This window comes from Segetibacter koreensis DSM 18137 (genome assembly GCF_000374045.1).
Lineage (GTDB): Bacteria > Bacteroidota > Bacteroidia > Chitinophagales > Chitinophagaceae > Segetibacter > Segetibacter koreensis.
This window is the reverse complement of sequence record NZ_KB893314.1, coordinates 92,791-108,370: the sequence shown is the minus strand read 5'-3', so window position 1 is coordinate 108,370 and position 15,580 is coordinate 92,791. Positions and strand designations below refer to the sequence as shown.

The 15,580-nt window shown below is 35.8% G+C and carries 16 protein-coding genes; all 16 read left to right on the top strand.

Annotated features, from left to right (window positions below; all coding sequences use genetic code 11):
• Window positions 1–105 precede the first annotated feature (105 nt).
• A complete protein-coding gene (locus B154_RS27310; protein WP_018611022.1) occupies window positions 106–1,242 on the top strand; it encodes a glycosyltransferase family 4 protein in 1,137 nt (378 codons plus the stop codon).
• Window positions 1,232–2,107: an ABC transporter permease gene (locus tag B154_RS0100570; protein WP_018611020.1), complete on the top strand. Its 876-nt coding sequence runs from the start codon at window positions 1,232–1,234 to the stop codon at window positions 2,105–2,107. The genes B154_RS27310 and B154_RS0100570 overlap by 11 nt, the downstream gene beginning before the upstream one ends.
• A gap of 212 nt (window positions 2,108–2,319) precedes the next feature.
• Window positions 2,320–3,618: an ABC transporter ATP-binding protein gene (locus B154_RS0100565; RefSeq protein WP_018611019.1), complete on the top strand. Its 1,299-nt coding sequence runs from the start codon at window positions 2,320–2,322 to the stop codon at window positions 3,616–3,618.
• Between the two features lie 132 nt (window positions 3,619–3,750).
• The gene (locus B154_RS0100560) at window positions 3,751–4,590 is read left to right on the top strand and encodes an alpha-1,2-fucosyltransferase (protein WP_018611017.1); all 840 of its coding nucleotides are present in this window, start codon (window positions 3,751–3,753) and stop codon (window positions 4,588–4,590) included.
• Window positions 4,575–5,519 carry a glycosyltransferase family 2 protein gene (locus tag B154_RS30400; protein ID WP_018611015.1) on the top strand — a complete coding sequence of 315 codons (945 nt, stop codon included), beginning with the start codon at window positions 4,575–4,577 and terminating at the stop codon, window positions 5,517–5,519. The genes B154_RS0100560 and B154_RS30400 overlap by 16 nt, the downstream gene beginning before the upstream one ends.
• A gap of 20 nt (window positions 5,520–5,539) precedes the next feature.
• Window positions 5,540–6,289: a hypothetical protein gene (locus B154_RS30395; protein ID WP_018611013.1), complete on the top strand. Its 750-nt coding sequence runs from the start codon at window positions 5,540–5,542 to the stop codon at window positions 6,287–6,289.
• Window positions 6,290–6,335: 46 nt separating this feature from the next.
• Complete coding sequence (locus B154_RS0100545; protein ID WP_018611011.1) at window positions 6,336–7,019, top strand: FkbM family methyltransferase; 684 nt, start codon at window positions 6,336–6,338, stop codon at window positions 7,017–7,019.
• 17 nt (window positions 7,020–7,036) lie between these two features.
• Window positions 7,037–7,780 (top strand): DUF268 domain-containing protein, encoded by a 744-nt coding sequence (locus B154_RS0100540; RefSeq protein WP_018611010.1) that lies wholly within the window; start codon window positions 7,037–7,039, stop codon window positions 7,778–7,780.
• 111 nt (window positions 7,781–7,891) lie between these two features.
• A complete protein-coding gene (locus tag B154_RS0100535; protein WP_018611008.1) occupies window positions 7,892–8,701 on the top strand; it encodes an FkbM family methyltransferase in 810 nt (269 codons plus the stop codon).
• Between the two features lie 118 nt (window positions 8,702–8,819).
• On the top strand, window positions 8,820–9,605 hold the full coding sequence (locus B154_RS27295; RefSeq protein WP_018611007.1) for a glycosyltransferase family 2 protein: 786 nt from the start codon (window positions 8,820–8,822) through the stop codon (window positions 9,603–9,605).
• Between the two features lie 146 nt (window positions 9,606–9,751).
• A complete protein-coding gene (locus B154_RS0100525; protein WP_018611005.1) occupies window positions 9,752–11,017 on the top strand; it encodes an ABC transporter ATP-binding protein in 1,266 nt (421 codons plus the stop codon).
• 14 nt (window positions 11,018–11,031) lie between these two features.
• Window positions 11,032–11,949, top strand: coding sequence for a hypothetical protein (locus tag B154_RS0100520; RefSeq protein ID WP_157580318.1), 918 nt, complete (start codon window positions 11,032–11,034; stop codon window positions 11,947–11,949).
• 5 nt (window positions 11,950–11,954) lie between these two features.
• Window positions 11,955–12,743, top strand: a complete 789-nt coding sequence (locus tag B154_RS27290; protein ID WP_018611001.1) for a glycosyltransferase — start codon at window positions 11,955–11,957, stop codon at window positions 12,741–12,743.
• Between the two features lies 1 nt (window position 12,744).
• Window positions 12,745–13,461 carry an FkbM family methyltransferase gene (locus B154_RS0100510; protein WP_018610998.1) on the top strand — a complete coding sequence of 239 codons (717 nt, stop codon included), beginning with the start codon at window positions 12,745–12,747 and terminating at the stop codon, window positions 13,459–13,461.
• Window positions 13,462–13,532: 71 nt separating this feature from the next.
• Complete coding sequence (locus B154_RS0100505; protein WP_018610996.1) at window positions 13,533–14,531, top strand: glycosyltransferase; 999 nt, start codon at window positions 13,533–13,535, stop codon at window positions 14,529–14,531.
• A 26-nt stretch (window positions 14,532–14,557) separates the two neighbouring features.
• Window positions 14,558–15,553 carry a hypothetical protein gene (locus B154_RS0100500; RefSeq protein ID WP_026259865.1) on the top strand — a complete coding sequence of 332 codons (996 nt, stop codon included), beginning with the start codon at window positions 14,558–14,560 and terminating at the stop codon, window positions 15,551–15,553.
• Window positions 15,554–15,580 lie beyond the last annotated feature (27 nt).

Sequence of the window (15,580 nt, the reverse complement as noted above, 5' to 3'; positions counted from 1 at the left end):
GCAGTTTCAGCAGAACCGGACTTCCCTTTCGCCACGTCTTCCGGAACCGGTTTGACACAAGTCATCCTGAACTAGTTTCAGGATGACTGTAAAATGCCCTTATACATGCCTGTAAAAAAAATCTTATTCTTAAACCTAACGGCGTTTTCTTTAACAGGGGGAATTGAAAAATTTAGCCGGGCTTTTTTAAAAGCGCTGTCAGACCTTGCAGGGGAAGGCTTGTTAACAGCAGATGCATGTTCCGCTTTTGACAGTAAAGCAGACACGAAATTTTTTCAGCCGGATAATTATAAAGGATTTAATGGGCAGCGATTTCGCTTTGCGCTGTACGTATTATTAAATGTATATAAGTATGATACTGTTGTACTATCCCACATTCATTTAAGCTCAATTGCATGGATAGCAAAAAAGCTTTTTCCTACAAAAAGGATTATATTGGTTGCACATGGAATTGAGGTCTGGGGAAAGTTGAGCACGGTGCAGAAGAGTTTACTGCAAAAGGCGGATACAATACTGGCGGTAAGCACTTTTACAAAGCAAAAAATAGTAGACGTTCATGGAATACACCCTGATAAAATTTGTATTTTTTCCAATACCATCGATCCGTACTTTGCTTATCCCGCAGTGTTCGAAAAGCCTCTGTACCTGGTGGAGCGGTACGGGATACAACCAAATGAACCTGTTATATTTACTTTAACCAGGCTGTCTCATTCTGAAAAACATAAAGGGTATGATTTGATAATGAAAGTAATACCCCGGCTAAAACAGCATTTTCCGGAAGTGAAATATATCTTATCCGGCAAGTACGATACAGTTGAAAAACAACGGTTAGAAGCTTTGAAAGAGGAGAATCAATTGCATCAAAATCTACTGTTGACGGGATTTATAGAAGAAAAAGAAATTGTCGATCATTTTCTGTTGGCCGATGTTTTTATAATGCCGAGTCGAAAAGAAGGTTTTGGTATTGTATTTATAGAGGCGATGGCTTGCGGATTGCCGGTTATAGCAGGCAACAAAGATGGCAGCGTAGACGCATTGCAACAGGGGGAATTAGGCCAGTTGGTTGATCCGGGGGACGAAACAGCCATATTACAGGCCCTTGAAAAGTGTTTGGCTGGAAGAAACGACGTTATTAACGGGCGAGCCAAAAAAGAACTTCAGCAAAGAGTCCTTCAGGCTTTTGGATTTGAGACGTATAAACAAAATTTAAAAAAAGTACTAGCATTCAATAATGGTAATTAAACAGCAAGTAAAAAAGTACCCCGAAGACGAGCAATGGGATATGGTAATTGAACCATATAACAACATTTTTGATCTTAAGCTAAAAGACGTCTGGCAGTATCGTGACCTGTTGTGGTTATTGGTAAGACGCGATTTTGTTTCGTTTTATAAACAGACCATTCTCGGTCCTTTATGGTTCTTTATTCAGCCGCTTCTTACCACCATCATGTTTACATTTGTTTTTGGCAGGCTCGCCGGTATTTCTACCGACGGTCTTCCACCGGCACTTTTTTATATGGCTGGTATTACAGCATGGAATTATTTTGCGGATTGCCTTACAAAAACATCCACTGTTTTTAAAGACAACGCCAATATATTCGGCAAGGTTTACTTTCCCCGGCTTATAATGCCTTTAAGTATTGTAGTAAGTAACCTCGTACGTTTCGGAGTTCAATTTCTTTTATTTCTTGTGGTGATGTTATATTATGGGGTTAAGGGTACTCCATTTCACCCCACTTGGGCAATAGCTTTGTTTCCAATAGTGGTAATATTAATGGCGACACTAGGTTTAGGTGCGGGAATGATTATCTCTGCCATGACCACCAAATACCGGGATCTTGCTTTTCTGATCACATTTGGTATCCAGTTGCTAATGTATGCTACTACTGTTATTTATCCGCTGTCTGCTGCCCCTGCCAAATACAAATGGCTGCTGGTATTAAATCCCATGACGGCGTTAATTGAAACGTTCCGGTATGGATTTTTGGGAAGAGGAAGTTTCTCATGGGTGTCTTTAGGATACTCCTGCGGGGTAACATTTGTATTAATGATTGTAGGAATTATTATATTTAATAAGGTTGAAAAGAATTTTGTAGATACGGTATAAAACAGTTGAACCGGAAACGACCACTGAATTTGTTTCCGCATCTCACGTTTGACCACCTTATCCGTCATCCGGAATTTATTTCAACATTTATAACAACGGATGGTTGATACTGAAACTAGTTCAGGATAACGAATAAGAAAGTCAGGATGACGAATAAAGAAGGACAGAATGAGAATTAGAAAATCACAAAAAAGCGAACGTAGTAAATAAGAATGTCTGTAGCAATAAAGGTTGAAAATTTATCGAAAGCATACCAGTTAGGAGAAATTGGAACAGGAACCATTTCGCGCGACCTGGAGAGATGGATTGCAAAAGTGAGGGGAAAGGAAGACCCTTTTTTAAAAATCGGTGAAGCAAATGATCGTGTAGTAAAAGGAACCTCTGACGTTGTATGGAGCCTGAAAGATATCAACTTTGCAATACAGCAGGGAGATGCAGTCGGCATTGTTGGCCGCAATGGGGCAGGTAAAAGCACTTTATTAAAAATATTAAGCCGGGTAACAGCCCCTACTACAGGAAAAATTAAAGTAAAAGGTCGCATTGCCAGTTTACTCGAAGTCGGAACCGGTTTTCACCCTGAGTTAACAGGACGTGAAAACATTTTTTTAAACGGTGCTATCATGGGTATGCGCAAATATGAGATAAAAAACAGGTTTGATGAGATAGTAGACTTTTCGGGTGTTGAAAGATACATTGATACGCCCGTAAAAAGGTATTCCTCAGGTATGTATGTTCGTCTTGCTTTTGCAGTTGCCGCTTATTTAGAATCTGAAATATTGATTGTAGATGAAGTATTAGCGGTAGGTGATGTAGAGTTCCAAAAAAAGTGTTTGGCTAAAATGGGCGAAGTGAGGCAAGGGCAGGGTAGAACGGTGTTATTTGTAAGCCACAATATGGCCGCCATTCAAAAATTATGCAATACAGGCATTTTTTTACATAACGGGCAGATTGCCCTTGATGGAGATATTGATAAAATTATTGGTAAATATCTTGAAGCCGGTTCATCGGTGACTCATTCAGTATATGAAATACCAAAACCTGATACGCCCGATATTGCTGGTTTTGCTTACCGTTTAAAAATAGAAGATACTAATGGCAACTTAATTAATGAAATCCCTGTTGGCAAGACATGGCAAGTGAGGGTAGAATTTACGCTAAATAAACCTGTAAAGCATTTTATTATAGCATTAGGCATAGTTAATTCAGCAGGTGTTAACCTTAGAACTACCTGGAGTAATAAAGCTGATCTGGAAGCCGGTAATTATGAAGCAGTATTTAAAGAAGACCAATTGTTATTTGCTGCCGACACTTATCATCTTACCTTAGGATTGTCATCTTATGAACGCGCCATTCATTATGTAGAGAATGTAGCAGCTATAAACATTTCTGATGCGGCTGATTCAACATTAGACCCAAGTATTGTAAGAACTTCAGGTGTAGGAGTACTTTTAAATCCAATGAATATTGATATCTCGCTGTTGCAGCAAAAGCGACAAAATCTTATAGATTAAAAAATTACAAAGAAATATTTGTCGGCGAAAAAGCGGTAACTGAAGAAAATATTTGAAAATCATTCATTCTAAAAGCAGATAAAAGTCAGGTTCCTTTTTAATGCAAAAAACAGGGCCTGGAAAAATAAATAAATGGTTGTAGTTAAGCTGATAGGCGGCATGGGTAATCAAATGTTTCAATATGCTATAGGACGTCATTTAGCAATCAAAAATAAATGTCCGCTATACTTTGATCATATAGAACTGGAAAATAAAAACACTGCTAACACGCCAAGAAATTATGAGCTGGATATTTTTAACGTTCAGTATCAAAAAAACCCTTTTCTACAATCAAACAGGTTTGTTGCGAAAGTGTATCATAAGCTTTTTTCGGTGCAGCGAATAAAAGAACCTGATTTTACTTTTCATCCTCACATCCTTAACGTCCAGGGCAATATCCATCTGAATGGTTATTGGCAAAATGAGAATTATTTTAAGGAAATTGAAGAAATCATTCGCCAGGATTTTACTTTTAAAACACCTGCCAACGAAAAAATTGAATCTATTTTACAGCAAATAGCAGCAACAAATTCTGTTTCCCTGCATGTAAGAAGGGGCGATTACATTACGCTTACCGAGGCTAATCAATTCCACGGGGTTTGTTCCGACACATATTATCAAAAGGCAATTGCAAAAATAAAAGAAGCCATACCCGCACCACATTTGTTTGTTTTTTCTGATGATATACACTGGGTAAAACAAAACATGCCCTTTACCGAAGAACATACATTTGTAGATGGCAATACAGGCAAAAATAGTTTTGAAGATTTGCGCCTCATGGCAGCCTGTCGACACAATATACTGGCAAATAGTAGTTTTAGCTGGTGGGCCGGCTGGCTTAATAAAAATCCCGAAAAGATGGTGATTGCACCTGAGAAGTGGTTCAGGGCAGTACATACTGATATTGTGCCTCCCTCATGGATAAAGATGTAAAACCACTGGTTAGTGTAATAATGCCTGCCTACAATGCAGCGAAATACATCAACGATTCCATAGAGTCGGTACAAAAGCAAACGTTTACCAATTGGGAATTGATTGTAGTAGACGATGGTTCCAAAGATAGTACCGCTGTCGTAGTAAAAAAACTGCAGGAAACTGATAACCGAATCAAATACTATTACCAGTCCAATAAAAAGCAGGCCGCGGCACGCAATACGGGCATCAGCAATGCAAGTGGACAATGGCTTGCTTTTTTAGATGCAGACGATGTATGGGTGGCCGCAAAGCTGCAACAACAACTGGATGCCGCAGCAGAAAGCAATGCTGATGTTATTTTCAGCAGTGGTTATTACTTAACCGGGAGCAAAGAACTACTGCCCTATGATAGTCCGAAAGGAAAGTTTTCAGGAATAGAGTTATACCCTCGATTATTCCAGCATAACTATATCGCTATTTTATCAGTAATGCTCAAAAAATCATTGGTTGAGCAGGTCGGTCTGCAGGACGAATCATTGCAGGCCTACGGTTGTGAAGATTGGGATTACTGGCTGCGCTGCTGTCGGCACGATGCAGTCTTTTTTGGAATGGAGCAAAGGTTGTTTCAATATAGGTTCAACAGCACTGGTACCTCTGGCAACAAGTTATTGATGCACATGGCCGAGTGTTATGTATTATTCAAAAATTATGACGAAAAATTCCTAGCGGGAGCTGAACGCAAAAAAGCGAAAGTAAAATTTACTGATAAGGTAATATTTATAATAAACGAACTAACTAGTAAAGGTGAAAAAGATAAGGTTTCATACTATTTCCACCTTTTGCGTGAGCTAAGTTCAAACAGGGTTAAGTACACTGTAGCATATATACTGATAAAAATATTAAAGCATAAAAGTAAACGCTTCATCAATTATATCCTGTACCATTAGTTTGATAATACCTGGCAACATTGAAAAAATATAATTATATAGCATATAGTCTATGGGGCGATAAACCCATTTATAACTTTGGTATCATAAAAAATATTCAACAGGCAAAAGAAATATACCCGGGGTGGAAAGTGATCGTTTACTACGATGATACAGTACCGGCAGCAACTATAGAAAACATAAAAAAAGAGGGTGGTGATGTTGTGAATATGACTGGCATCAGTTATGGAATGTTTTGGCGTTTTTTTGCAGCGGATCTACCCGATTGCGATCATGTAATATTTCGTGATAGTGATTCGAGATTGTCCGTAAGAGAAAAGATGGCTGTAGATGAATGGATTGAAAGCGGCAGATCAATACACATCATGCGTGATCACCCTTCTCATAAAATACCTTTTGGGTCGGATAGCATATCGATGTTGGGAGGAATGTGGGGAATAAAAGGTAACCTGGTACAAATGAAAGAATTGATAGAGAAGTTTTCAGAAGGCAGGGTTTTAGATTATGGAATTGACCAGGCTTTTTTAAAGGAGATACAAACAAGGTTTGTAAATGACTGTAAAGTGCACGATGAGTTCTTTTCTAACGCTCCGTTTCCTATAAAAAGACATGGTTACAGGTTTATTGGTGAACGGATAGATGAGAATGACCAGCCGGTCGGAAACGATGCGGAGAAAATTAAGAAATTTTATGCGGATAAAAATTTTATAAACAGGGGTTATAGTTTGTTTAAAAGAATGGTTGGCAAACTGAAAGCAGGCACAAAATAGGAGTGTAATACACCCGTGAAAATGAGTACTATAAAGCGTTAAAAATATGTTTAGAACTAAAAAAGAAGATCAATTAAAATATGCAAAATCTTCATTTTCCCAATCTGGCGAAGATTTAATTGTAGATTTTATATTTGGTCAGTTAAAAATAGATAAACCGGGCTATATCGATATTGGCGCCCATCATCCTTTCTATTTAAATAATACATCAATATTTTATAAAAGAGGTAGTAGGGGAATAAATATAGAACCAGACCCTTCATTGTTTGAAAAGTTTAAAAAATTCAGAAAAGGTGATATAAACTTAAATATTGGTATAGGCGAAGAACCAGGTGTTTCAGAGTTTTATGTAATGAATGCGCCTACATTAAATACTTTCTCTAAAGAACAGGTGGAAACATACAAGAGTGAAGGGAATTATCATATTAAAGAGGTAAAGCAAATAAAGGTTGATACTGTTCAAAATATTCTTACCAAATACAATGGTGGCGTTTTCCCCGATTTCATGTCTTTAGATGCAGAAGGTATAGACGAGTTGGTGCTGAAATCGATCGATTACAATAATAAACCTGCAGTTATTTGTGTAGAGACTTTATCTTTTTCCAGCACGGGCAAAGGTGTTAAGAATAACGAGATCATTGCTTTCTTACAGACCCACGGCTATTTTTTATATGCCGACACTTTTATAAACAGCATCTTTGTCTCCAGCGATAAATGGAGTAACCAATAATAAATGATTGACCTGTTATGAACTCGTATTTAAAAATAAAAAGACTGCTCGGGGGGCAATTGCTTAAGCGAAAAATTCTTGCAAATTTTGAAAAAGAATTTAAACTGTTTAATTCGTTAGATACAAAAAAAAAGTTGGTTAATGACTGGGCAGACATTTATCCCTGCATACATGATAAAACAAAAGAAACCTCTTTTGATGCTCATTACATTTATCATCCGGCATGGGCTACAAGAATCATTAAGCAAATAAACCCGGCGAAACATATAGACATATCTTCCACCTTGCATTTTTGCAGTATGTTGTCGGCTTATGTGCCTACGGAGTTTTACGATTATCGCCCGGCCAATCTTACTCTGTCTGGTTTGATTTCAGGAAAGGCTGATCTGACCAGTTTATTTTTCCCCAGTAATTCTATAGATTCTCTATCGTGCATGCATACTGTTGAGCATGTTGGCCTCGGCAGGTATGGAGACCAGATCGATCCGGAAGGAGACGTGAAGGCAATAAGAGAATTGCAAAGAGTAACCAGGGTTGGTGGAAACCTTTTATTTGTAACACCGGTTGGTAAGCCACGTATACAATTCAATGCGCACAGAATTTATAGCTTTGAATTGATCAATGATCTTTTTACTGATTTTGAATTAAAAAACTTTTCCCTCGTCGATGACTCCGGCAATTTTTTTGAAAATGCTGATCCTGCCATGGTTCAGCAGTTTTCATATGGATGCGGATGTTTTTGGTACGTAAAAAAGCAATAAATTTTTGCGGAGTGATAGCAACAATATCTTTTAAACAACTTTCTCAGGCGTAATGAAAGGTCCAGCCTCGTTTTACGGGGAATAGATCACATAGAGTTATTTACCATTATTATGATTGAAAAAATTATTTGGAAATTGATTCGGAAGGTGCTGCTACAAATGGCAGGAAAAATTAAAAATCAACAATTTTTCGAGAATTTGAACCAATTGACATTAACAGGTTTAAATATTGGTGGCGGTTCAAACCCTTTAGATAGCGGTGAGAAAAAGGCACTTGAATATGTGTACAGTAAAGTGCATTCTCAAAAAAATCTTGTGTTGTTAGATGTTGGTGCAAATGTGGGTGAATATTCAATTTTATTAAAGGAGGTTTTTGGTGAAAACGCTCATATCCGTTCCTTTGAACCATCGCTAAAGACTTTTGAAAAATTGACGGCAAATATTAGAAATCAACCTACGATTCAACTGCACAATTTTGGCTTTGGAATTGAAAATACAAGGATTCCACTTTACAGTGATTCCGAGGCATCGGGGCTTGCGAGTGTCTATAAGAGGAATTTAGCGCATTTTAATATTGACATGAAGCTGAACGAGGAAATAGAAATTAAGACCTTAGACAGTTTTTGTAAAGACAATAATATCGATCATATTCATTTTTTAAAATTAGATGTAGAGGGTCACGAAATAAAGGTGCTGGAAGGTGCTTCCGAATTGTTAGGTGAAAACAAAATTGATTTTATTCAGTTTGAATTTGGTGGATGCAACATAGACTCAAGAACTTATTTTCAAGACTTTTACTACCTCTTAAAAGATAAATACACAATATATCGTATTGTAAAGGATGGGTTATATGAAATTAAAAAGTATAAAGAATCATACGAAGCGTTTATAACTACAAACTATTTGGCAGAAAGAAAGTAAAAGACCGGTTATGGCTTATTTTCTAATGCTATCTCTTAACTGCTATTAAAAAACGGGAACATTGTAAACAGCTACGGCTGCAATATGTCCCCAGGATTTTATTACTTTTTATTGTACGATGCACACCCCGCTTTTTTCTATAATTATTCCCTCCTATAACTCAGGAAAAACGATTCGCTTTTGTTTGGAAAGTATCCTTAAACAAACTTATCCGCATTTTGAAATTTTGGTAATGGATGGCGGCTCGACAGATGAAACTGTTAACATTGCCCGTTCATACAAAGATGACCGGATCAGGATTTACAGCGAAAAAGATAAAGGCATTTATGATGCCATGAACAAAGGGATAAAACTGTCAACAGGCGAGTGGCTTATTTTCCTGGGAAGTGATGATACATTGTATGCAGATACTACACTCAGCAGTGTTGCTCCCCTGGTAGAAGGTTACGATGTGGTGTATGGTAATGTATACAGCACGCGCTTTGGTGGATTGTATGACGGAGAATTTACAGGAAAAAAATTATTGAAAACGAATATCTCGCACCAGGCTATTTTTTTTAACCGCGACGTTTTTGATAAAGTAGGCTTTTTTAATACCCGTTATAAATCGCAGGGCGACTGGGATCATAACTTGCGCTGGTTTTACACAAAGGGGGTAAAGCACCGGTTTATTGATGTAACGATTACCAACTTTGCAGATGGTGGACTAAGCTCAAGATTCCAGGACGCCGGCTTTGCAACCATAAGAAATTGGAAATACAATATGATCATCAAAAACCAATTGCGTTTTGCTGACAAACTAAAAGTCATTACATCTGAACTTACAGCAGCAATAAAGGATAAAAGAAGAAGAAACATTCTCACCATAATCTCTGAAATACCACGTTTTCTCACGTCATGGTAAATTCATCAGGGATGTCATGCTGAATTCGTCATGCTGAATTCATTTCAGCATCCGAATCGTATCCTCATCGCAACAGCATCTCACAATAAACACGCAGTAAACACCGTTTTAACCGCAAAAGCGGTAAGTAAGCCGAAAAATAAAAAATGCCGGTCGCAATAAAAGTCGAAAATTTATCCAAAGCATACCAGTTAGGAGAAATAGGAACGGGAAGCTTATCACGTGACCTGGAAAGATGGTTTGCCAAAGTGAGAGGAAAGGAAGACCCTTTTCTAAAAATTGGTGAAACGAACGATCGTGCAACCAAAGGAACAAGTAATGTCGTCTGGAGCTTAAAAGATATCAATTTCGAAATACAACAGGGAGATGCTGTAGGTATCATTGGCCGCAATGGTGCAGGCAAAAGCACATTATTAAAAATACTAAGCAGGATAACAGCACCTACCACCGGAACAATTAAATCAAAGGGGCGGATAGCAAGTTTATTAGAAGTTGGCACAGGCTTTCATCCTGAGCTTAGCGGCAGGGACAATATATTTCTAAACGGCGCAATTCTTGGTATGCGAAAAAAAGAAATAGCGCGGAAGTTTGATGAAATCCTTGATTTCGCAGGCGTAGAAAGATATATTGATACACCGGTAAAAAGGTATTCTTCAGGTATGTATGTACGGCTGGCTTTTGCAGTAGCTGCACATCTTGAAAGTGAAATTTTGATTGTTGATGAGGTACTGGCTGTAGGTGATGCCGAGTTTCAAAAGAAGTGTTTGGGCAAAATGAATGAGGTAAGTAAAGGGGAGGGAAGAACCGTTTTGTTTGTTAGTCATCAAATGGGAGCTGTATCTCAATTATGTAGACAAGGTCTATTAATATCTAATGGAATATTGAAAATGTATGATGAAACAAAGAAAGTTTTAGATAATTATTTAACTCAAAATAATAGTAACGGGGATGGGTATTTTCGGACTGATGGTTGCCCAGATAAAGATTGCTTCTTTTTAAAAATAAAAACGGTAAAGACTGATGGTGCTTTTGTTAAGGAATATGCGTTTCATGAAAGTATTAATTTAAGCATTGAAATTAAGGTGAATAGACTTTCTTCAAATTATTATATTGGCATTGGTTTACAAGATAAAATGAAAGGGAGAATTAGTACAATTATTAAAGGAATTGATAGTTTATCATCGCAGCATAAGGGAGTATTAAATTTGTTGTTAACACTTCCCTCATCGTTAATCGCACCTAACAGCTATAGTTTTGATTGTGCCATATTTGATTATGTTACCAATAAAAATATTGATTTTGTAGAAACTGCCTGTTCCATAATAATTCACGACACTGGTACTGAATTAGCAAAATATGAGGGAATAAGCTATGGAAGTATTATTATTTCACCTGATTGGAAGGTAATTTAATTAAGATGCAATTTTTGAAGAAACAGCTTAGAAAAATAGCGCCTGTTGTGAAGTTTTACAGAAAGTATAAAAAGAAAAATAAAATTTCTTCTTTAATAGGAATGACATCTATTGAAGAAAGGTTTTATTACGAAAACTATGCGGAAAGAATTTATGAAGGGGAAGGAGCTATAGTTGATTTAGGCTGTTGGTTTGGTTCCACCACTATTTCACTTGCAATTGGATTAGCTAAAAATAATAAAGTTCGCAAAGCAAAACCTAAAATATATGCGTTAGATCAATTTTTATGGGAAGACTGGATGGTTCCTTTTGTTAAAGAAACAAAATGGGAAAATTATTTTAAAGTAAATGACACCTTTATACAAGCTTTTGAAGAAAATATCAACAAATACAAAAAGCATATTGTTACACAAAAAGTTGATTTGACAAAATTTAAATGGCAAGCCGGTAAAATAGAATTTTTACTTATAGATGCAATGAAATCTTGGGATCTTCTCAATGCTATCCAACAAAACTTTTATCCTTACCTTATACCAGAAAAATCAATTATCCTTCATCAAGACTTTTGCCATTATTATACTTACTGGATACACTTACTTACTTATCGATTAAAAGATTTTTTTAGTCCCGTTGATGCCACCAATTCTGGCTCAAGTGTTGCTTTTCTTTTAACTAAAAAAATGCCTGATTTCGTTTTAGATCATAAATATGTACTTTCTGATTTTTCAGAAGATGAAGTAGAAAAGGCTTTTGAATATTCTTTAAGTCTAGTTGATGATAATGCAAAAGGAGCTATAATTGCTGCAAAAATTATGTATTATAAAGCGTCAAATGGATTAGAAAAAGCTAGAAAATATCTTGATGAAGTAAAAGAAAAGGGAATTGTTCATTATGACATTTCAATTGTTGATGACATTTTGAAACATTCGTAATTATTATGATTCCTAAAATTATTCATTATTGCTGGTTTGGTGAAAAAGAGTTGCCACAGTTGACAATTAAATGTATTGAAAGTTGGAAAAAGTATTTTCCGGGTTGGGAAATTTGTTTGTGGAATGAAAAAAACGCCCCTTTACATTTACCTTATTTACAGAAGGCGTACGAACAAAAAAAGTGGGCAAACCTTTCCAATTACACCCGACTTCACGCCCTTTATTATAATGGTGGAATATATTTCGATACAGATGTAGAGGTGATTAAATCTTTTGATTTTATTAATAATTACGATTGTTTCGTGGGATTTGAAAGTGCGGACAATAGTAATGTTTTAAGCGTCAATAATGCTATAATAGGGGCGAAAAAAGAACATCCATTTGTGTATGAATGTTTAGGTGTTATAAAACAAGATTATAATGGTACAGAAGAGGCGTACTTATCTTCTCCAGTATTAACAACGAATCTTTTACAAAAAAATGGACTTAATAAGTATGCGGAGCAAGATATTTATGGAGTTCACATTTTCACGAGGGAAGTCTTTTATCCCTATAGCTGGACAGATGTTTTTACTTTTTCTTCTGTAAAAGAAAACACATACGCTATACATTATTGGGATATAAGTTGGAAAAATAGCAATGTAGAATTAAAAAAGTTAATTACTCAGTTACAAAATATCGAAGATGCCTCGAAGAAAAAGAATGACATTATCAGAAGTATCTTTTCAGGAAAATTAAAATTCGTGCAACTTGCTAAAATTAATGTTAAGTATTTAATGAATAAGATTAAATGAAATGCTTTTAAAAAAAATTTTTGAGTTTGTTTTTGGTAAAAGGAATAATGGTAACAGCAGAACTTTATCCATAGATCCATTAAAGATTCTTAGGAGATATGTATGTTTAAAAAAAGACATTTTTTTTCTTCAGATTGGTTCAAATGATGGTGTCTCAAATGATCCTATTCACGTTTATGTAAAAAAAAATAAATGGAAAGGAATTGCAGTCGAGCCTGTAAAATCAAATTTTGAAAAATTAAAGAAAACTTATAAGGACTATCCCGAAGTTGTGGTGGTAAACGCAGCGGTTACATCACAAAATGGTAAGGCGCTTATATATAAAATTGATGAACGGTTTTTAGATCAATTACCTTCTTGGTGTACTCAACTTGCTTCCTTCAATAAAATTGTTATAGAGTCGCACAAAAATATACTTCCCGGAATAGATAAAAAAATTACTGAAGAGGTTGTTGCGACTATAAATATTAATGACTATCTAAGAGAAATAAATGTTAGTAAAGTAGACCTAATCCACATTGATACTGAAGGATATGATTTTGAAATTTTGAAACTAATAGATATTGATAAACTCGATCCTGATTTGATCCTGTACGAACATAAGCATCTTGCTCCCTCCACTGCTTCAGACGCAAACAAACTGTTGGAGCAATACGGTCTTTCTGTTTTCATTGGTCAATATGATACCATTGCAATAAAAGATGATTTTCTAACTTAATAAAATAAATAGAAGTTTTGTCTAACGGTATATAATGTTATTTTATAAATAAAAGTAAGTTAAATACTAAAATGTTAGGTTTCTCCATTATAATATGTACTTATAATCCTGAATTTAAAATCTTTAAGCGGTTATTAAATGCAGTTCAGTCATTTGGATCGGAAGCGTTATCAAAATGTGAAATCATAATTGTTGATAATAATAGTAGTATTCCTTTAACTCAGAATATTGCAGTTGTAGAATTTTTAGCCTCGGTACCAAACGCTAAATTGATAAGAGAAGCAACTCCAGGACTAACTAATGCAAGAATAGCAGGTATTAAAGTAGCCAAATACGATTGGATCATTTTTTTTGATGATGATAATGAACCCAAATTAGATTATTTAATTGCCGCAGAAGACATTACTGAAAAACACCCGGAAGTTGGGATTTGGGGACCAGGTAACATAACAGTAGAATATTTTGAAAGGAGAGCCACATCATTTTTGAATGAGATGAAAGTATTGTTTCAAGAAAGAAAAATGGATAACACCGTATTTGATAATGATATAATAAAGGGAAATGCATGCTATCCATACGGCACTGGAATGTTGGTTCGAAGAGTTATATTAGATAGCTACATTGGTTCGGTAAATAGGAATGAGTACACTATGAGTGATAGAACAGGACAGAGCTTAATCAGTGCAGGAGATACACAAATTTTGTACACGGGTTTAAAGATGAATTATTACGCAGGATCTTCTCCTAAGCTGCAATTGACCCATGTGATTACAGCTAATAAATTAAAATTGAAATACATTTTAAAGCTCATTTATAGCCTCCATTCGGGGCAAATTAAAGCATACAACGAAGTCTTTTACAATAAACCTCATTTTGTAAAACCAGTATCTGCAAAAGAAGCTGCGAATCCTATATTCACCTTTTTTATTTCATTACGAAATTCAGTTGATTTAAAACAAAATTTAGTGACACTATCAGAAAGAATGGGATATCTAAATGCTAGAATTATGGCCGGAAATTTTTCTAAGCCTTTTTTCATTAAATCTTGGGAAAAAATAATTGGAGTATAGTTAATAATTAATTCAACTGAAAGGCTTTGAGTTTAATTAAAAGGAATAATTTGATTATTAGAGCAGGTCGATACATTTATCGAAAGTTAAGGTTGAATAGTAAGAATTACGCACTAGAAGATTTGGCAAGAACTGAAAAGTTAATGTCGGCAGAAGAGATGAATGATGTTATTAGTACTCTTCTGGGTAAAGAAAAGCCGTATATGATTAGTCGATTAGGGGCTGTTGAGTCTAACGTAATACTCAATTTTTTACAATTAAAAGCAGTCGCAGAAAGCAAGGGAATTAAAAAAATACACACTCTTCTTCAGGGAAATTTGGATTTCTGGAAGCCGCAAATAAAAGCAGATTTGCAAAATAACGCAGGCTTTTTTCCTTCCTCGGATGATATGGTTTGGAAGTTTTCTCAAAATTTTGTGGATCAAATAAAAAAGATTGATGCTATAGGAGTGTGGGGATTTGTTCCAGGAGAAAATTACCTAATAAATAAATGTTGTCCTCATGCCATTCAATTTGTGCCTGAAGCATTAGAGCCTTATTTTTTTTCAACTCCCTGGTCGGCTAAGTTAGAAAATAAAAAAGTTTTGGTAATCCATCCATTCGAAGCGTCTATTATATCTCAATACGAAAAAAGAGCAAAGCTATTCCCCAATAGTAATATATTGCCAGCTTTCGAGCTGAAAACAATAAAGGCGGTTCAGTCTATTGCAGGCAATAAAACTAAGTATTCTAATTGGTTTGAAGCGTTGCGATCGATGTTTGACCAAATCGATATAATTGATTTTGATGTCGCCATTATTGGCGCAGGTTCTTATGGCTTACCATTATCTGCGTACGTAAAAGATAAGGGGAAAATTGCTTTACATATCGGCGGGGCAACCCAGCTTCTTTTTGGTATTAAGGGTAAAAGATGGGACAGTCATCCGATTATCTCCAAATTTTATAATGACTCTTGGGTAAGACCTTCAGAGGCTGAAGTTGTCCCACAAGCCAGTAGAGTAGAAGATGGATGTTATTGGTGAGATGAGCATCATAATTTTGAAAGAAAG